At 49.6% G+C, this 18,770-nt stretch carries 18 protein-coding genes and 1 other annotated feature; of the genes, 16 read left to right on the top strand and 2 right to left on the bottom strand.

Annotated features, from left to right (window positions below; genetic code table 11):
- Positions 1-129: 129 nt before the first annotated feature.
- Together uvrC and hprK are read left to right on the top strand one after the other, a co-directional pair.
- Positions 130-1,983, top strand: a complete 1,854-nt coding sequence (gene uvrC, locus ACTQ3A_RS11540) for an excinuclease ABC subunit UvrC (RefSeq protein ID WP_441101229.1) — start codon at positions 130-132, stop codon at positions 1,981-1,983.
- A gap of 342 nt (positions 1,984-2,325) precedes the next feature.
- Complete coding sequence (gene hprK / locus ACTQ3A_RS11545) at positions 2,326-3,267, top strand: HPr(Ser) kinase/phosphatase (protein WP_441101228.1); 942 nt, start codon at positions 2,326-2,328, stop codon at positions 3,265-3,267.
- 585 nt (positions 3,268-3,852) lie between these two features.
- Here hprK and ACTQ3A_RS11550 read toward each other — a convergent pair.
- Positions 3,853-6,411 (bottom strand): transglycosylase domain-containing protein, encoded by a 2,559-nt coding sequence (locus ACTQ3A_RS11550; RefSeq protein WP_441101227.1) that lies wholly within the window; start codon positions 6,409-6,411, stop codon positions 3,853-3,855.
- Positions 6,412-6,991: 580 nt separating this feature from the next.
- Here ACTQ3A_RS11550 and ACTQ3A_RS11555 point away from each other — a divergent pair.
- The gene (locus ACTQ3A_RS11555; RefSeq protein ID WP_441495328.1) at positions 6,992-7,864 is read left to right on the top strand and encodes a YigZ family protein; all 873 of its coding nucleotides are present in this window, start codon (positions 6,992-6,994) and stop codon (positions 7,862-7,864) included.
- Positions 7,865-7,885: 21 nt separating this feature from the next.
- Here the strand turns inward: ACTQ3A_RS11555 and ACTQ3A_RS11560 are convergent, their stop codons facing one another.
- Entirely contained in the window at positions 7,886-8,404 is a 519-nt protein-coding gene (locus ACTQ3A_RS11560; protein WP_441101225.1) for a peptidylprolyl isomerase, read from the bottom strand.
- A gap of 275 nt (positions 8,405-8,679) precedes the next feature.
- On the opposite strand from ACTQ3A_RS11560, the gene tsaE reads away from it, so the two are divergent.
- The 13 genes from tsaE (at position 8,680) to ACTQ3A_RS11625 (ending at position 18,745) form a co-directional block, all read left to right on the top strand.
- Positions 8,680-9,111: a tRNA (adenosine(37)-N6)-threonylcarbamoyltransferase complex ATPase subunit type 1 TsaE gene (gene tsaE / locus ACTQ3A_RS11565; protein ID WP_441101224.1), complete on the top strand. Its 432-nt coding sequence runs from the start codon at positions 8,680-8,682 to the stop codon at positions 9,109-9,111.
- Positions 9,092-9,847 (top strand): tRNA (adenosine(37)-N6)-threonylcarbamoyltransferase complex dimerization subunit type 1 TsaB, encoded by a 756-nt coding sequence (gene tsaB, locus ACTQ3A_RS11570; RefSeq protein WP_441494920.1) that lies wholly within the window; start codon positions 9,092-9,094, stop codon positions 9,845-9,847. Before tsaE ends, tsaB begins: the two co-directional genes overlap by 20 nt.
- Positions 9,847-10,362: a ribosomal protein S18-alanine N-acetyltransferase gene (rimI, locus tag ACTQ3A_RS11575; protein WP_441494921.1), complete on the top strand. Its 516-nt coding sequence runs from the start codon at positions 9,847-9,849 to the stop codon at positions 10,360-10,362. Before tsaB ends, rimI begins: the two co-directional genes overlap by 1 nt.
- 160 nt (positions 10,363-10,522) lie before the next feature.
- On the top strand, positions 10,523-10,828 hold the full coding sequence (locus tag ACTQ3A_RS11580) for a DUF3784 domain-containing protein (protein ID WP_441494922.1): 306 nt from the start codon (positions 10,523-10,525) through the stop codon (positions 10,826-10,828).
- Between the two features lie 425 nt (positions 10,829-11,253).
- Positions 11,254-11,565: an ArsR/SmtB family transcription factor gene (locus tag ACTQ3A_RS11585; protein WP_441494923.1), complete on the top strand. Its 312-nt coding sequence runs from the start codon at positions 11,254-11,256 to the stop codon at positions 11,563-11,565.
- Positions 11,562-12,563 (top strand): permease, encoded by a 1,002-nt coding sequence (locus tag ACTQ3A_RS11590; protein WP_441494924.1) that lies wholly within the window; start codon positions 11,562-11,564, stop codon positions 12,561-12,563. The genes ACTQ3A_RS11585 and ACTQ3A_RS11590 overlap by 4 nt, the downstream gene beginning before the upstream one ends.
- A gap of 22 nt (positions 12,564-12,585) precedes the next feature.
- Positions 12,586-12,906 (top strand): 4Fe-4S dicluster domain-containing protein, encoded by a 321-nt coding sequence (locus tag ACTQ3A_RS11595; RefSeq protein WP_441101218.1) that lies wholly within the window; start codon positions 12,586-12,588, stop codon positions 12,904-12,906.
- A 20-nt stretch (positions 12,907-12,926) separates the two neighbouring features.
- Positions 12,927-13,313 carry a thioredoxin family protein gene (locus ACTQ3A_RS11600; protein WP_441494925.1) on the top strand — a complete coding sequence of 129 codons (387 nt, stop codon included), beginning with the start codon at positions 12,927-12,929 and terminating at the stop codon, positions 13,311-13,313.
- A gap of 107 nt (positions 13,314-13,420) precedes the next feature.
- Complete coding sequence (gene arsB / locus ACTQ3A_RS11605) at positions 13,421-14,473, top strand: ACR3 family arsenite efflux transporter (RefSeq protein WP_441494926.1); 1,053 nt, start codon at positions 13,421-13,423, stop codon at positions 14,471-14,473.
- Positions 14,463-14,873 (top strand): arsenate reductase/protein-tyrosine-phosphatase family protein, encoded by a 411-nt coding sequence (locus ACTQ3A_RS11610; RefSeq protein WP_441494927.1) that lies wholly within the window; start codon positions 14,463-14,465, stop codon positions 14,871-14,873. Before arsB ends, ACTQ3A_RS11610 begins: the two co-directional genes overlap by 11 nt.
- Positions 14,874-15,114: 241 nt before the next feature.
- Positions 15,115-15,960 (top strand): hypothetical protein, encoded by an 846-nt coding sequence (locus ACTQ3A_RS11615; protein ID WP_441494928.1) that lies wholly within the window; start codon positions 15,115-15,117, stop codon positions 15,958-15,960.
- A 43-nt stretch (positions 15,961-16,003) separates the two neighbouring features.
- On the top strand, positions 16,004-16,864 hold the full coding sequence (locus ACTQ3A_RS11620) for a hypothetical protein (protein ID WP_441494929.1): 861 nt from the start codon (positions 16,004-16,006) through the stop codon (positions 16,862-16,864).
- Positions 16,865-17,026: 162 nt separating this feature from the next.
- Positions 17,027-17,322: a binding site (T-box leader), on the top strand.
- A gap of 256 nt (positions 17,323-17,578) precedes the next feature.
- Positions 17,579-18,745 (top strand): ABC transporter substrate-binding protein, encoded by a 1,167-nt coding sequence (locus tag ACTQ3A_RS11625; protein WP_441494930.1) that lies wholly within the window; start codon positions 17,579-17,581, stop codon positions 18,743-18,745.
- Positions 18,746-18,770: the final 25 nt, after the last annotated feature.

Raw genomic sequence — 18,770 nt, forward strand, 5'->3', positions numbered from 1 at the left:
GGATCGTGAACACCCGGCATACAGCGAGCTGCGGTTGCAGAGCCGGCTGGCTGCCCGGATGAGGAAGGTATGAAAAAGCCTGCTCTGTGCGTCATTTCTTGGGATGATTCAGAAGAGACAGGAGCATTTATGGCATTTGATATTCAGGAGGAGCTGAAGAAACTGCCCCAGAAGCCCGGCGTCTATATTATGCACGGGCTTCAGGACGAGGTCATGTATGTGGGAAAGGCCGTTAAGCTGCGGAACCGCGTGCGGCAGTACTTCTCCAACAGCAGAAACAAGAGGCTGAAGATCTACAGCATGGTGCCGCAGGTTACGCGGTTTGAGTACATTGTGACGGATTCGGAGGTTGAGGCCCTCGTTCTGGAGTGCAACCTGATCAAGGAATACCGGCCGAAGTACAATACCATGCTGATGGATGACAAGGCATATCCCTTTATCCAGGTTACGGTGCAGGAGCATTTCCCCCGGGTTCTGTATGCGCACAGGATGAAAAAGGACAAGTCGCAGTATTTCGGGCCTTATCCGGACGCGGCCGCCGCGAAGGAGACGATTGATCTGGTCCGGAAGCTTTATCACCTTCGGAACTGCAGCAAAAAGCTTCCCGAGGATCAGGGAAAGGAGCGCCCCTGTCTCTATTATCACATCCACCAGTGCAAGGCACCCTGTCAGGGATGGATCTCAGAGGAGGAATATCGGAAGCAGGTCAATGATGCGATTGCTTTTCTGAACGGGAAGACGGAAGATGTGCTTCAGGAACTGAAGACAAAAATGCAGCAGGCTGCCGATGCGCTGAATTTTGAGGAGGCAGCTTCCCTGAGGGATCTGATCGGGGCCGTGAAGAAGGTGAGTGAGAGACAGAAGATCACTTCCGGAAGCGGAGAAGATCAGGATGTGATCGCGCTTGCGGCAGACGGAGAGGATGCCATCGCGCAGGTATTTTTTGTCAGAGACGGCAAACTGATCGGACGAGATCATTTTTATCTGAAAATCGCGAACGAGGAGAGCCGCAGCGAGGTTATGGAGAGTTTTCTGCAGCAGTTTTACTCCGGAACCCCTTTCATTCCGCATGAGATCATGCTTTCGGATGATATTGCGGAAAGGGAGCTTCTGGAGCAATGGCTGACCGGGAAGAAAAACGCCGGAAGCACAAAGGTGCGGATCCTCGTTCCGCAGAAGGGCAAAAAAGAGAAGCTTGTGGATCTGGCGAAGCGGAATGCGCAGATCATTCTGACACAGGACCGGGAACGGATCAAAAAGGATGTCGCAAAGACGATCGGAGCGGTCAACGAGATCGGGCAGTGGCTCGGAATCGAGCCGCCGGACCGTATCGAATCGTACGATATCTCCAATATCAGCGGTTACCAGAGCGTCGGTTCCATGGTGGTGTATGAGCAGGGCAAGCCGAAGAAGGCGGATTACCGGAAGTTCCGGATCAAGTCTGTTGAGGGACCGAATGATTACGCAAGCATGGAGGAGGTTCTGACCAGGAGATTCCGGAGAGGGGTTCAGGCAGACAGCGGCTTTGAAAAGCTGCCGGATCTTCTTCTGATGGACGGCGGCAGAGGACAGGTGAACATCGCGCTTTCTGTTCTTGAAAAAATGAACCTGTCGATACCGGTCGCCGGAATGGTGAAGGATGACAGGCATCGGACCAGAGGAATCTATTTCAATAATGTCGAGATTCCGATCGATACAGATTCCGAGGGCTTTCATCTGGTCACCCGGATCCAGGATGAGACGCACCGGTTCGCGATCGAATATCATCGGATGCTGCGAAGCAGGGAACAAGTACATTCGATCCTGGACGATATTCCGAATATTGGAGAAAAACGGAGGCGTGAGCTGATGCGCTCCTTCCCGGATATCGAGGCAATCCGGAGGGCGGACGTCGAGAAGCTGAAAAGCCTGCCGGGAATGAATGAAAAAGCTGCGAAGAGTGTGTATGATTTTTTTCATAAAAAAGCAGAACAATTATCGTGATTGAGCAGACGTTCAATTTGTAGGACACAAGCTTTGTCTTTTTGCGGGAGAAAAGTTTTGCCTTTTCACAAGAGCGTAGATATGGTTTTTCATGGGAGGCAAGACTTGTCTTTTGACGGGAGAAAAGTTTTGCCTTTAGAGCAGGAAAAGAATCGTGCAAACAGGCGTGTGCGTGGTATACTGTTTTATAGAAGGCATTTCGTATTTGCAGCCAGGTCTCATCGCACAAGGCGCGGAAAAGAGATCGAAAAGAGAAGATTACACAAAGAGCAGGTCTCATCGCACACGGCGCAGGAAAGAGAACGAGTGCGAATTACCTGCAAATTTCTGGGAGGATTCGGCATGACATCTAAATTTATCACGCTGGAAAAGCTAGAAAAAGACATGGATCTGAAAAACCTCACTCCGGATACGGATCTCGGGGACAGGGAGATCACGGTTCCTGAAATCAATCGTCCGGCCCTTCAGCTGACCGGATATTTTGAGCATTTTGCAAATGAGAGAGTTCAGATTATCGGAGTTGTGGAGCTTTCGTACCTGAATCGCATGGAGTATGATAAGAGGAAGGAATCGTTTGAGGCATTTGTCTCGAAGGGTGTTCCGTGTATTATTTTCACAACCTCTGAACAGCCCGGTGAAGAGCTCCTGGAAATATGCAGGAGATATAAAACGCCGGTTTTCGGAACCGACAAAACGACATCTGCGTTCACTGCTGAGATTATCCGGTGGATGAATGTTCAGCTGGCACCAACGATTTCGATCCACGGCGTGCTTGTCGATGTATATGGCGAAGGTGTGCTGATCATGGGCGAGAGCGGAATCGGTAAGAGTGAGGCCGCTCTGGAGCTGATCAAGCGTGGCCATCGACTGATCACGGATGATGTGGTACAGATCAGCCGAATTGATGATGTGACACTGGTCGGTACTTCGCCGGACATCACCCGTCACTTTATCGAGCTTCGCGGAATCGGAATTATCGATGTGAAGACGCTGTTCGGTGTCGAGAGCGTTGAGAATACACATACCATAGATCTGGTCATCAAGCTGGAGGAGTGGAATAAGGATAAGGTATACGACCGCCTCGGTCTTGAGGAGGAGTATACGGAATTTCTGGGCAATAAGGTCGTATGCCATTCTCTGCCGATCCGTCCGGGACGTAATCTGGCGGTTATCGTAGAGACGGCTGCCGTTAACCATCGTCAGAAGAAGATGGGCTACAACGCGGCGCAGGAGCTTTACAAACGTGTTCAGGCTAATCTGGCCAGAAAACGCAGTCATCCGTGAGCAGAGTGTGAACATAATCGGTGCGTGAACGCAATGAGTGTGAACGTAATCGGTGTACGAACGTAATGCGTGAGTGGATGGCAGGCAGTGGAGCAGAGGAAGAAACCTTCTCTGGATAATAATCGTTAATAAATTTGAACAATAGCCCCCTGAAGACATATGATCTGCAGGGGGCTATTGTTCCGCCCATTTTGACAGGATAATTAATGGGGCCTGGAGATAAGCTGACTCCAGGAAATAAACTAACTCCAGGAAATTATATTATATATATTTTTCCACATGCTGCAGTGTATTTACAGAATCTGTGGTTCCTCACAGGACTGCCAGGCGGCGGAAATCAAGAATTCCAACGAGATAAAACACGCTGCGCGAGTTTTATCTCGCTATCGCGACGCTCGCCGCACACGAATACTTCGCATTCGGCTGCGGCTCACTGTTCGCGTAAAAATCTCCGCCTGTCACAAGACGGGCGGAGAATAAATGACATATACAATCAAAAAATAAATGATCCTGTAAATAATCTCATATTTCCAGGTGGTTAAATGATTCTGCACAATCAGGAGATCAGAAAATCCATGCAGTCAATCACTGGGTCTGCTCTGTCTGGGTATTCTCTCCGGTGTTGCCGGAAGAGGTGTCCCCTCCGGTTCCGGTGTTCTCCGCGGGTGCATTCTCGCCGGTACCTTCACCGGCAGCGTTCTCGGTATGCTGGTTTGTGTCGGTATTATTGTCGCCGGCTGCGGCAGTGGGCGAAGCGGTAGGCGCAGCGGTTGGGGCTGCAGTAGGCGCTGCGGTCGGCGCCGGCGCGTCGTAGGTGCAGATGGTCGTTGGTGCATTCGCTACGTCGAAGTAATCGGTGACGGTAGGACAATAGGTATTCGGCAGCAGGCCTGTGTTTGCACATACCGTAAGCTGTTCTACAGAATCCGGAACCGAGAATTCCTTGATGGGAAGGGATTCATGAATACGGTTCATGACGTTCGTCCAGAGTGTGGAAATGTAGGTCCGGTCTGCTTCGGGAAGTTCCACGTTTGTATCGTATCCGGTCCAGATGCCGGCAGTGTAGTATGGCGTATAGCCCACAAACTGAAGATCTACATAGGAATCTGTGGTTCCTGTCTTTCCGGCAACCGGCATGCCGGAGGAAAGCTGATAAGGTGTTCCGGTTCCGGATTGAACGACGCTCTGCATCGCACTGGTCAGAAGATAGGCGGTGCTTTCCTTGAAGACGCGGCGGCTCAGCTCTGAATTTTCGAGAATCGTCTTACCGCTGTGATCGGTGACTTTTGTGTAAAATACCGGGCGGTTGTATGTGCCACCGTTGGCAATGGCTGCATATGCGGCCGTGAGTTCAAGGTCACTGACACCATTGGTGATGCCGCCGAGAGCAAGTCCGGGCGAGTTGTCATTGTCGCTGTCCAGTGTTGTGAATCCGAGCTTTTTCAGATAAGAGAGGCCAACTTCAGGCGTCAGTTCCTGCATCAGCTTGAATGCGATGACATTGTTCGAGGTCTGAATCGCGTTTCTCACCGTCATTGTGCCGTGATGCGTGTTGTCCGCGTTGTTGACTTCCTGACCGGTCGCGTAGTATGCGGCATCGTCCGTTTCCATGGAGGTCAGGGTTATTTTTCCCTTATCAAGGAGCGGACCATAGGTGGAAGGAATCTTAAAGGTGGAGCCTGGCTGACGAAGGGAATCCGTCGCACGGTTCAGGGTAAGACTCGCGGTTTTCTCCCCGCGTCCGCCAACGATACCGACGACATATCCGGTCGACTGGTCGATGACGGTCATGCAGGCCTGCGGTTCCGGAACGAATGCGGTCCGTTCCGCAACGATGGTATCACCGTCTCCGACAACGGAGGCCTTGTACTGGTCGATGCAGCTCTGTGCCTCTTCCTGGGAGCTGAAGTATTGATCAAAGTCGGCATCTCCCTGCTGTTTGAAGTACTGCACCAGCATTTCAACGCTGTAGTTCTGCCTGCTTCCGTCAGCCTTATCAACAGTCAGTGCCCAGTCCAGACTGATCTGGGAATCTGCGGGGAAAATCGACTCATCCGAGAATTCACTGTCCATAATTGACTGAATATCAGAGTTCTCGGTGGAATAAATGTGAAGCCCGCCACTGTAGATCAGGTTATTGGCCTGAGCCTCCGTATAACCCTTCTGGGTCATCAGATCGTCTTTGACCTGACTGATCAGTTCATCGACAAAATAGGAATACACCGTGGAATCCTGTGTAACCTGATTGTTCTGGTTCTCCTGAATCCGGTCATAAACGTTATCTGCGAGAGCTTCTTTGTAATCCTTCTCTGTGATATAGCCCTGCTGGAGCATGTATTCGAGGACCGTCTTCATACGGCTCGCATTCTCCTCGGGGTAAAGGATCGGATTAAACTGGCTGGGGTTCTGGGGAATCGCGGCAAGCACCGCGCATTCGGAAAGCGTCAGATCTTTTGCGTCCTTGCCGAAGTAAGTCTGTGCCGCAGTCTGCACGCCGTAGGCGTTGTTGCCAAAGTTTACGGTGTTGAGATAGTTTTCCAAAATCACCGACTTGGGGTCCTCTCCGGCTTTCCGAAGGGATGACTCCAGCTGAACGGCAAGATACTGTTCCTGGATCTTACGCTTGATCGTCCCCATCCTGGATTCATTCATCCAGTCTGTAAAAACATTGTTCTTCAGAAGCTGCTGAGTGATGGTACTCGCTCCTTCAGATTCCGAGAAATTCGAACTCAGCATGACCATGATGGCACGAAGCATTCCGTGCGGATCAACTCCGTTATGCTGATAGAAACGGGAATCCTCGATCGCAACGATGGCATGCTGCATGTTCTTTGGAATTTCGTTGATGGAAATTGAGACGCGGTTGCCTTCTGCGGAGCTCAGCTTCTGTATCTGATTTCCGTCACCGTCGTATACAAAGGACGCATAGCCGAGAGGCGTGATATTGGAGTCCGTGATCTCCGGCGCGTCCGCGATGATCCCGCGATAGGCACCGATGCCGAGGCAGATGCCGAATACGGCGGCTGCGATCAGTAAGTAAATGATGACACGCAGGACAGATACGCTGATGCGGCTTGCCAGTTTCGGGGCAGCCGAATCCAGGCGTTCGCGCTCCTGCTGAACACCGTGTTTGCCAAAATTCATGAAAGCTCCTTCTCCGGGCATATCCTGTTCCGAACGGAAGACAGTTTTGGGGTTCTCTGCCGTGAAGACAGTTCCCCGGGTTCTCTGCCATGAAGACAGTCCCCAGGTTCTCTGCTATGAAGACTGTTCCGTGGGTTTTGCACCCCATGTTTTCAGGTCATAGACAGATATTTTGCAAAACTGTGTCCCGCCGTATCCGGAAGAACCCGGATCGGATCAATGTTTCCCGGTTGAAAATAAAAAAATAACATTTATGCCTCAGAATAGGAGACATTTGAGCTGCTTTATTTACGCGAACAGTGAGCCGCAGCCGAATGCGAAGTATTCGTGTGCGGCGAGCGTCGCGATAGCGAGATAAAACTCGCGCAGCGTGTTTTATCTCGTTGCCCGGTATTCAGCAAACAAAGAGGAAGGCGGCCGCAGGTGCCAGCGGCAGGATTTTCAGAGCCGGCGGCAGGTGCCCTTTCAGAGCCTGTGACAGGAGCCTCTTGTCTGATGGAATACTGCGGGAATCCTTAATCCGATAATTATATCAAAATTACAGAATGAAATAAAGAATAAATTATGGTAGTATGGATCCATGGGAAAATCAAGAAGAACCGAAAGCAAAACAAAAAGTAAATCAGAAAATAAAACCAAAAACAAAGCAGAGGGAAAGACAGAGCAGGAATTCGGGAAAACGAGCGGAGCGAAAGACGTTCAAGGAGGGGAAAATCTACCTGAGCGATACCGTACGGTGTATCAGAATGGCGAAGGAAGGTACGAGGAGAAGAAGTCGGTATTTATTGCTACCGTTCGTCATGTGACAAGTGTTGAGGAGGCTGCATCTTTCGTTGAAGAGATGAAGAAAAAATACTGGGATGCGAGACATAACTGTTACGCCTGGGTTCTGGGAAAGAATGGTGGAAATGTGAAGGCCTCCGATGACGGAGAACCATCGGGTACGGCGGGGCGGCCGATTCTGGACGTTCTGACAGGAGCGGGACTGACGGATACCTGCATTGTGGTGACGAGATATTTCGGCGGTGTGCTGCTCGGGACGGGAGGACTTGTGAGAGCCTACACACAGGCTTCCAGAGACGGAATCGGGAAGAGTGTCCTGATCGAGAAGGAGAACGGAGTGCTTCTGGACGTCGTTGCCGATTACACGGATGCGGGAAAGATTCAGTATCTGATCGGACAGGAGAAAATTCATACAGTAGAGTCTGATTTTTCCGATGTGGTACGGATCCGTGTTGTTGTGCCTGCTTTAGAGGAAGGACGTTTCACAAAGCAGATCACAGAGGCAACCTCTGCCAGAGCCCGGATTAGAAAAAACGGCCACGCCTGGTTTGGCGTGGCCGGGGGAAAACTCATTCTTGAACCCGGGGGAGGAATGATATTCCATCGCGCGGATCGGGAAGCCGGGCACCGGTTGTCCGAAAGCGCAATGGAATCTGCCGGACCCCGGTAATCCGCAAGATGCCTGTATTTTTTACAGTGTTTCTGGCTCGGGATAATCTACACCGAGGGTATCAACGGTCATAGATTTGATAACCTGAGGCTCTGTGGGGCGGTCGCTCCAGTCTGTAGGAACTTCGGCGATCTTGTTCACAACGTCCATGCCCTCAATGATTTTACCGAAGGCGGCATACTGTCCGTCCAGGTAATCTGCGGATTTGTGCATGATAAAGAACTGGCTGCCTGCAGAATCCGGATCTGAAGCGCGAGCCATGGAGAGCACGCCCGGCTCGTGCGAAAGATCATTCCGGAAACCGTTGCCGGAAAATTCGCCGCGGATGGAATAGCCGGGGCCACCGGTTCCGTTGCCGGCAGGATCACCGCCCTGGATCATGAAGCCGGAGATGATGCGGTGAAATCCGAGCCCGTCATAGAATCCCTTGCGGACAAGGCTGATAAAGTTGTTGACGGTGTTCGGCGCGGTTTCCGGATAGAGCTCTGCCTTCATGACATCGCCGTTTTCCATGGTGATGGTAACGATAGGATTGGCCATAATTTTTCTCCTTATGTATTTATAAAATGTGTCCTGGTCAGGATGCGGTTACTGTCCACGGACTGCCCTTGAATATGCTGTAAATAAAAAACGGATGTGAGGACCAGGCCGTCACCGGTAAGGCCGAACCGTGTATTATGAACAGGCTGTAAGAGCAGCGGATGTGAGCATCCTGTTTTCAGGATTGGAACGTATGTTATTATAAGGTAAAATGTGATAAAATAAAAGACGCTTGTGCGACACATGACAGGAAAACCGGAGGGACTTGAGTCGGAATGGTTATTGAGACAAGAAGCCCGGAGGAAACCCGTTCATTTGCCCGGAAACTCGGGGAGAAGGCGGTTCCGGGAACGATTTATACACTGGATGGGGATCTCGGCACAGGGAAAACCGTATTTGCAAAGGGACTGGCAGAGGGCCTCGGGGTGACCGAGCCGGTGAGCAGTCCGACGTTTACGATCGTGCAGGAATACCTGAGCGGCAGAATACCGTTTTATCATTTTGATGTGTACAGGATTGAAGAGCCGGAAGAAATGGAGGAAGTCGGATATGACGACTATTTTTACGGCGGCGGTGTCTGTCTGATTGAGTGGGCGGATATGGTCCGGGATATAATACCGGAAGGTGCGGTTCATGTGACGATTGAAAAAGATCCTGACAAGGGATTTGATTATCGGAGGATTACGATTGAAAATACTGGCAATTGACAGCTCAGGTCTTGTGGCGTCCGTCGCCCTCCTGGAGGACGATACGCTGCTGGCCGAGTATACGGTGAATTACAAGAAGACACATTCGCAGACGCTGCTTCCTATGCTGGATGCCATTGCACAGATGATCGATCTGGAGCTGAACAGCATTGACGCGATTGCCATTTCCAAGGGGCCGGGCTCCTTTACCGGACTCAGAATCGGCTCAGCTACGGCCAAGGGTCTCGGTCTGGCACTTGATAAGCCGTTGGTTGAGGTACCTACGGTCGACGCATTAGCGTATAATCTCTATGACGCACAAGGGCTGATCGTCCCGATGATGGATGCCCGGAGAGCCCAGGTATATACTGGAATCTACCGGTTTGTGAATCACGAGCTCACTGCGGTGAAGGCGCAGTGCGCCGAAGCGGTGGAGGACCTTATGGAGGAACTGAACTGCCTCGGAGAGCCGGTCATTCTGCTTGGGGACGGGGTTCAACCCTATCTGGACCGAATCCGCGAGTTGCTGAAGGTTCCGTTCACCGTGGCGCCTGCACACCTGAACAGACAGAGGGCAGGCGCGGTCGGAGCTCTCGGCGAAAAATATTTTTCCCGGGGAATGACGGTTACGGCAGATGAACACCGGCCGGAATATCTCCGCGCCTCACAGGCAGAGAGAGAACAGACCGCGAAGGGTGTTCCGGTACAGGAAATCGAGAAGAATTCAGAAAAGCTGAAGCCGAGGGATTACTCCTGATGGGAAGGCGCGGGAACAGAGGGAAGGATGATGCATCAGCGCAAAGTGTTCCTGTGACTCCTGAGATCCGGAGAATGGTTTCAGCGGATCTTCCGGAGGTAGAGAGGATTGAGCAGGAAAACTTCTCCAGACCATGGACCGCAGAAGATTATCAGGGCTTTCTGGACAGGGAAGATGCGGATTTTCTTGTGGCGGTGGTGGATGGAAGGATCGTCGGATACATCGGAGAATACGGGCTCCCTGATGAGGGGGACATCACAAATGTATCGGTGGACCGGAGATATCGGAACCGCCATATTGGAACCTGTCTGGTATCAGGACTTATACAGACGGCGGGAGCGCGGGGCATCCGGAAGATTTTTCTGGAGGTGCGGGAGAGCAATGCGCCAGCAATCCGGCTGTATGAAAATGCCGGATTCCGGAGAACTGGGGTTCGCAGGAATTATTACACATCTCCGGTGGAAGATGCCGTTCTGATGATGCGCGGGCCGGAGACGGAGAGAGACGAAATATAGAGGCCGGATGAGAAAAAGACAGAATATAGAGGCTGGATGAGAAATAGATGGAATATAGTGGCCGGATGGCAGATGTAGAAGCTGAGCATACGACGGCCGGAGGATATTATGCAGCGGCACGGCGGAAGCTGATCCGGCGGCCGGGATATGGAGGATGATTATGTTTAACAGTACCTTTGACTGGTTCCTTGCGGGAATACTTTTCCTGCTTGCAATTGTGTTTTTTGCGGGAAAAGGACAGGGAATTCTGGATGCGTTCAGTGGAAAGTACCGGGATAAGCGGAAACTGAGTCCGGAGAACCGGCTCAGATATCAGAGGGCAGTAGGGGTATTTCTGATCATCCTCTCTGCAGTGGAAGTGTTCATGGCACTCATCGAGACCCCGATCATGGGAATTGTTTCAATCGTCGTTACGGTTGCGGATATGATCGGAATCGTCATCTATCTGAGAAGATTGTATGATTGAGAGTGAATGACGGGACGGGCAGGAAAAAGCTTACTTCATGCGCCGTGCAGACCAAAATGAGCAGCGTTTGGAAACATTTATACAGCAGTCTCTGACAGCTGAATTATTTTAGAAAGCAATCTCTGTCGGCCGAATTGTTTAGACGGCAATCTCTGACAGCCGAATTGCTTTATACAGAATGAGCACTATCTGATTTACAGAAACAGAACGTAAGTCAGATAGTGCTCCTTTTTATTTACGCGAACAGTGAGCCGCAGCCGAATGCGAAGTATTCGTGTGCGGCGAGCGTCGCGATAGCGAGATAAAACTCGCGCAGCGTGTTTTATCTCGTTTTTTTACAGGGATATATTGACACATATCTATGTGTGTGATAGACTGACGCATAGATAGTCATCAATACTTAAGAAAGAAGGTTATATGTTGGCATGACAGAAGATCAGGTTTCCTCCATTTGTAAGGCGCTGGGAGATCCGAACAGACTTCGAATTGTGAATATGATTTCCGGATGTGAAAAGTGTGCCTGCGTGATTCTTCAGGCGTTTGATATTACACAGCCGACGCTCTCCCATCACATGAAGATTCTCTGTGACTGCGGGCTGGTCAATGTCCGTAAAGAGGGAAAATGGAGCCACTACTCTTTGAACAGCGAAACCCTGCGAGATTTCCAACGCTTTATCGGTGAACTGGATTGTGAGAAAAAAAACAGGTGTTCAGATGGAAAGTGTGACTGTCAATGATATGGAGCTTCCTTCAAAATCAGATTCTGGGCATGAAATGGCTGAATTCTCTGATTGGATCCGTGCTGAAAGGATTCGGCCTTGATACGAATACACGTATCGGCGGCAGTATTTTATTTTTTATCTATGACGTATTAAAGATCACGATCCTGCTTTGTGTTCTGATTTTCCTGATCAGCTATATCCAGAGCTATTTTCCACCGGAGAGAAGCCGTAAGATCCTGGGCAGATTCCATGGAATCTGGGCTAACTGTATCGGCGCACTGCTTGGCACGGTAACGCCGTTCTGCTCGTGCTCATCTATTCCGCTTTTTATTGGTTTTACCAGCGCAGGGCTTCCGCTTGGCGTGACCTTTTCTTTTCTGATTTCGTCGCCGATGGTGGATCTGGGAAGCCTGCTGCTTCTGATGAGTATTTTCGGAACAAAGGTGGCTGTGATCTATGTCGTTTTGGGACTCATTATCGCTGTCGCAGGCGGCACATGGATTGAGCACCTGCATATGGAGAGATACGTTGAAGAGTTTATTTATCAAAGCAACAGCGTGGTAAACATTGAATCTCCGGAGCTGATCTTTAAGGACCGGCTTATCTATGCGAGAGATCAGGTTGTTTCAACGTTTAAGAAAGTATTTCCTTATATCCTGATTGGCGTCGGGATCGGCGCGGTAATTCATAACTGGATTCCGGAGGGCGTGGTGGAGAAAGTTCTTGGAGATGGAAATCCGCTGGGCGTGATATTGGCCACGGTCATCGGAATTCCTATGTATGCAGATATCTTCGGAACGATTCCAATTGCAGAGGCGCTGCTGTCAAAAGGTGCTCTTCTCGGTGTTGTGCTCTCGTTTATGATGGCGGTGACAACGCTTTCGCTCCCGTCACTGATTATGCTGCGGAAAGCTGTGAAGCCGAAGCTTCTGGCAACGTTTATTGCAATCTGTACCGTTGGTATTATGATAGTGGGTTATTTCTTTAACTTTATACAACCTTTCATTATCTGAGGGATTTGAAGGAGGAATTGTTATGGCAAGGACCTGGTATCCGGTTATTGACTATTTGCTTTGTGCAGAGTGTGGCACCTGCAGCGGGATGTGTGCACATGGCGTTTATGATCTGGCAGCCGCACCGACTCCGAGAGTGATTCATCCAGAGAACTGTGTAGATCACTGTCATGGCTGTGGCATCCGGTGCTCTGTTGGAGCGATTACATATGTGGGTGATGATACCGGATGGGTGCCTCCGGCAAGAGGCGGGAAGACAAATGGGACAGCAGGCGGGTGCTGCGGCAGTGTGACGGAAGAAACGGATAAAAAGAATTGTGGCTGCGGATGCGGCAATAATTAGTAGCGGAAGGAGAAATGAAAATGGGATTATTTGGAAAAAAGAAAGAAAACAAGGAGGAAGCAGTGAAGGCAAAGTGCTCCTGCGGTAAAACAGCTGCTGATACAGTCCAGGAAGAAAAGTTAAGGATAGTGGGCAAAGCAGGACTGAAGACAGGGGATGTTTTGACAATCAAAATCCTGGGTTCCGGGTGTAAAAATTGCCAGACGCTTCTGCAAAATACAAAAGACGCAGTATCTGCAATGAGCGTTCCGGCAAAGATCGAATACATCACGGATATGAAGGAAATCGCAGGGTATGGTGTGATGCGTATGCCCGCTCTGGTGGTGGGAGAGCAGGTGGTTTCCATGGGAAAGGTTTTGAAAGCATCTGATATACAGAAACTGTTAAATAAGCTAGGACTCGCATGACATAACAGATAAGTAAGGTTACGCATGATATAAAGGATAAGTAAGCTCACGCATGATATAAATAATAAGCAAGGTCACGAATGACATAACAGAAAGGATAGACATCAATGGAAGCAAAACAGCGGGCTGGTATCAGCTTTTTTCAGAAATATCTGACGGTTTGGGTTCTGCTCTGCATGGCGGCCGGTATTGTGATTGGCCACTTCATCCCGGCCGTTCCGGAGGTGCTGGGACGAATGGAGATCGCCGGCATTTCCATACCGATTGCGATTCTCATCTGGATCATGATTTATCCGATGATGATCAAGGTGGATTTCCAGAGTGTGAAGGAAGTCGGGAAAAATCCCAAGGGACTTTTTCTGACGTGGATCGTCAACTGGGTGATCAAGCCGTTTACGATGTATGGCTTTGCGTCGCTTTTTCTCTTTGTGGTGTTTAAAAATTTCATCGCACCGGATTTGGCGACACAGTACCTGGCCGGCGCGGTGCTGCTTGGTGCTGCTCCCTGCACGGCAATGGTTTTTGTCTGGAGCACACTGGTGAACGGCAATCCTGCCTATACCGTGGTGCAGGTAGCGACAAATGACCTGATCATTCTGATCGCCTTTGTGCCGATCGTGAAGTTCCTGCTGGGTGTTTCCAACGTAACCGTGCCGTACAGTACGCTGTTTGTGAGTATTTTTCTCTTCGTGGTCATTCCGCTGGCCGGAGGCGTCATCACCCGCGTTGCGGTAACAAAAAAGAAGGGAAAAGACTATCTGGAGAATGAATTTGTCCACAAGTTTGACAACGCCACGACGATCGGACTCCTTCTGACCCTGGTGATCATCTTCAGCTCACAGGCAGAGGTCATTCTTGGTAACCCGCTGCACATCCTGCTGATTGCGGTTCCGCTCATCATCCAGACGTTTGTGATTTTCTTCCTTGCTTACGGAGCGGGCAGACTAATGCGGCTGCCGTTTGAAATCGCAGCACCTGCCGGCATGATCGGCGCATCCAACTTCTTTGAACTGGCTGTCGCGGTTGCGATTGCGCTATTTGGAACCACAAGCCCTGCGGCACTTGCGACGACTGTAGGCGTACTGACAGAGGTGCCGGTCATGCTGACACTCGTAAAAATTGCAAATAAGACAAAGGGATGGTTTTCAGATGTCAGATAAAACAACAGATAAAACAGCAGATAAAATCGTAGCATTCATTTGTACGCATAATGCCTGCCGCAGTCAGATGGCCGAAGCACTGGCAAAGTATGCCGGATATCAAGGGTACGAATTCTGCTCAGCGGGTTCCGCTCCGAAGGAACAGATCGATCAGAATGCAGTCCGTATCATGAAAGAAAAATTTGGAATTGACATGCATTCTCAGTATTCGAAGACGATCCGGGACATCCCGGCTCCGGACATCGCCATATCCATGGGATGCGGGGTGAAATGTCCGTTCATCGGGAGAAATTTTGATGATGACTGGGGACTTGAGGATCCGACCGGAAGATCAGATGAGGAATACCTGAAGGTGATCGGTCAGATACGGGAACAGTTGGAGAGAACATTCAGGAAATAAACAGATCAATTGTTTTAAAAGATGGCACTTCGTAAATCGTGTTCGGTATATTATTTTTAAGATAGTCGTGTTCGGTATTTAATTTTAATTGATATTAGAAAAGAAAGCGGTTCTACCATCCTCCTCTGGAAAGGTCAAAATTTGTAGCATTTGTTTTTGTAAAAACCTTGTATTTGTTCTGTAAAAACCTTGTATTGAGTTATCTGCTTGATCTTGTTAAACTTATTGTAACAGGTTCCACTTGTTTCAGGATGTTCAAGGGGTGACTTGCGGCGCAAATCAAAAATTTCCCATGATCATCGCCCGTCTCAAGATAGCCGGGCGACGCAAATCACAAATTTCCCAAAATCGTCGCCTATTTCAATACAGCCGGGCGACGGAAATCACAAACCCCCCAAAATCGTCGCCTATTTCAATACAGCCGGGCGACGCAAATCGCAAATCCCCTAAAATCGTCGTCCGTATCAAGACGGCAGGGCGACGGAAATCACAAATCCCCCAAAATCGTCGCTCATTTCAAGACAGCCGGGCGACGCAAATCGCAAATCCCCCAAAATCGTCGCCCATTTCGAGACAGCCAGGCGACGCAAATCACAAATCCCCCAAAATCGTCGCTCATTTCAAGACAGCCAGGCGACGCAAATCACAAATCCCCCAAAATCGTCGCCTATTTCAAGATGGCCGTGCGACGGAAATCACAAATTTCCCAAAATCGTCGCCCGTCTCAAGACAGCCGGGCGACGCAAATCACAAATTTCCCAAAATCGTCGCCTATTTCAAGACAGCCAGGCGACGGAAATCACAAATTTCCCGAAATCGTCGCCCTCCACAGACGGGCCGGACGACGCAAATCAAGAATCTCTCAAAATCGTCGCCAGTCTCAATACAGCCAGGCGACGCAAATCACAAATCCCCCAAAATCGTCGCCCGTATCAAGACGGCCGGGCGACGAAAATCAAGAATCCCCAAAAATCGTCGCCCGTATCAAGACGGCCGGGCGACGGAAATCACAAATCCCCCAAAATCGTCGCTCAACACAGGTAGCCTGAAAGGGTATCGAGTGGAGCAAATTAAAATCTCACATTAACGACGTCGTCACAAAAGCGCGTATAAGAGTGGAAGGAGAAAAAATGGAACAAAATTTGTATGCAAGTGAAGAATTATATGATTGGATTAGAAAGCGTGCGGACGCGATAAAAAGGATAATAGATCAAAAGGAAAGGGATCTGGCAAAATATCCGGCAAACCTTCCGTCGGGTAAGATTAGAGCGTCATCAGATGGAAGAAATCATACAAGGGAACAGTATTATTGGCGAAAGGATTCTGGTGAAAAAACCGGAACGTATATTAGAAAGACGCCCGAGAACAAGACATTCATACAAATGATGATTCAAAGAGAATATGATCAGAAACTTCTGAAAGCGGCAATCGAAGAGTATAAATACCTTTTGGGTGGAAAACGCTTCTGCCCAATGGATTCTTTCCGGAAAGCATATGATTCCATGGGATCAGTCAAACAAAAATGGGTCTCTCCAGCTATAATGAGCGACGAAAAATATGAAGAAGAATGGATCAGCAAATCTCCTTCTAATTCGCAATATAAGAGCGAGAACAGAATATATAAAACAAAACAGGGAGAAGAAGTCAGATCCAAGTCGGAATTGATTATTGCAAACACACTTTTCGAAAAAAATATTCCGTATCGCTACGAGTGCCCTTTGACAGATTCTGGTCGGATATGGGCAGTGCCGGATTTTACGGTTTTGAATGTCAGGGAGCGGAAGGAGTATTATTGGGAACATTTTGGTATGATGGGAGATTCAGAATATGCAATAAATGCGTTAAAGAAGATCCGAAATTATGAAAAACATCATATGTTCCCGGGAACAGAAATGATCTACACATTTGAAGCTGCCATGGTTCAAATAAATGTGGAAAGCATCGAGGATCTTGTTGCAAAGTATTTCGGAAAGAAGATGCGCTTGAACTGATGAAGTTCTTCATTTTCGGCATTCATTATTGGGCGATTGTCTAAGTGAGTTGGTCTAAGTGAGTTTGTGAAAAATTTCAGGACTTTATCATTTATGGCTTATAGGTCTGAGTGAGTTTGTGAAAAATTTCTTGACAAAAAATCCTGCTCTGCTTATAATCGACTCAAACCATTGAGGAAGAGTAGTAGCTTTGCAGGAAGCGCACAAGAGAGCTGCAGGTGGTGGGATTGCAGCCGTAGATGCAGAGTGAATGGACTTCTGAGGGCGGTCTGAGCGACAGGAATATGTCAGGTAGGAACCGACGGGAACCCATCCGTTATCAATCGGGAGCACATGCAGGTGTGTGGAATGAGAGAGTATTCGGAAGAAGAAGCCCTCGGGAACGGAATCCCGTCCGGCAGTTCCGGTATACTAATCTGGGTGGTATCGCAGGAGAAATTACAGCTCTTGTCCCAAATACGGGGCAGGAGCTATTTTTATTGTATAAGGCTTGCGAGAGTGCGAAGCACTGAGCAAGCCGTAGCTTATACAATAAAAGTAAAAAGAGCTCTTCGAAAACGCAGTCAGGCCGCCTTCCGCGAAGCGCGCGGAAGAGACTGAATGCGATTTCGAAGGCAACAGGATACCATCCCCCTCCGTTCAAACAATTCCGGCATGAAAGGCACATATGTTTTCAGCAGAAGGAATGAACAAGTAAGAGAGGAGAACAAAACTATGAAAAATCCAGCATTCAGAAAAATCGCAGCAGTCGCGGCAGCCGGCATCATGACATTCTCACTTGCAGCATGCGGCAGCAACAGCACAGCATCGGGAACATCGGCAGCAGGTTCCTCTGCTTCCTCCGCGTCAGCGGCCGGGTCATCTTCTGAGTCGGCTGCGGCGTCCGTGACCGGAACATCGGTTACGGGAAGTTCTGCAGGAGCTGCGTCTGGAAAAACCTACAAGGTAGGCATTGTACAGTATGTGGATGACGCATCCCTGAATCAGATTGAGTCCAACATTGAGTCAGAGCTGGATGCAAAGGGCAAGGAGCTTGGCGTGACGTTTGATTATGCGGACTACACCTATAATGGGCAGGCGGATGGAACCGTGCTTCAACAGATCGCATCCGAGCTGATTGCGGATCAGGTAGATGTCATTGTCCCGATTGCCACGCCGACGGCACAGATCATGCAGACGGCGACGAAGGATGACCCGATCCCGGTCGTTTTTGCAGCGTGCTCGGATCCGGTTGGAGCAAACCTTGTCGAAAGTATGGATGCGCCCGGGTCGAATATCACCGGTACCTCTGATGCGCTGAATACCGAGGCGGTGTTGAATCTTATGCTGGCACAGAACCCGGATCTCTCCTATGTGGGTCTTCTGTATTCCAACAGCGAAGATGCCTCCAAGCAGCCGATCGCGGATGCAAAGGCATTCCTGGACAAAAAAGGAATCAAGTATATTGAGAAAACCGGAACGGATACGACGGGAATCACCGACGCGGCAAATGCGCTGATCGCGGAAGGAGTCGATGCAATCTTCACACCGACCGATAACACGGTGATGACCGCTGAGCTGGCAATATATCAGAAGCTTGCGGAGGCCGGAATCCCGCATTACTGCGGAGCAGATTCCTTTGCCCTGAACGGAGCGTTCGTCGGATATGGCGTAGATTATGCAAATTTGGGAACTGCTACGGCAGACATGGTCGCAGATATTCTTGTAAATGGAGCTGACCCTGCAAAAACTCCGGTACAGACCTTTGACAATGGTATCGCGACCATCAATACGGATGTGTGCGAGACACTTGGCTATGATCTGGATAAGGTTAAGGCGGCGTTCAAGCCCTATTGCACCAGTGTCGAGGAGACAACAACCGCAAAAGAGTTTGAGAATTGATGATTAGCTGCCGCACACTCGTGAC

The organism is Bilifractor sp. LCP21S3_F8, assembly GCF_052117805.1.
Lineage (GTDB): Bacteria > Bacillota > Clostridia > Lachnospirales > Lachnospiraceae > Bilifractor.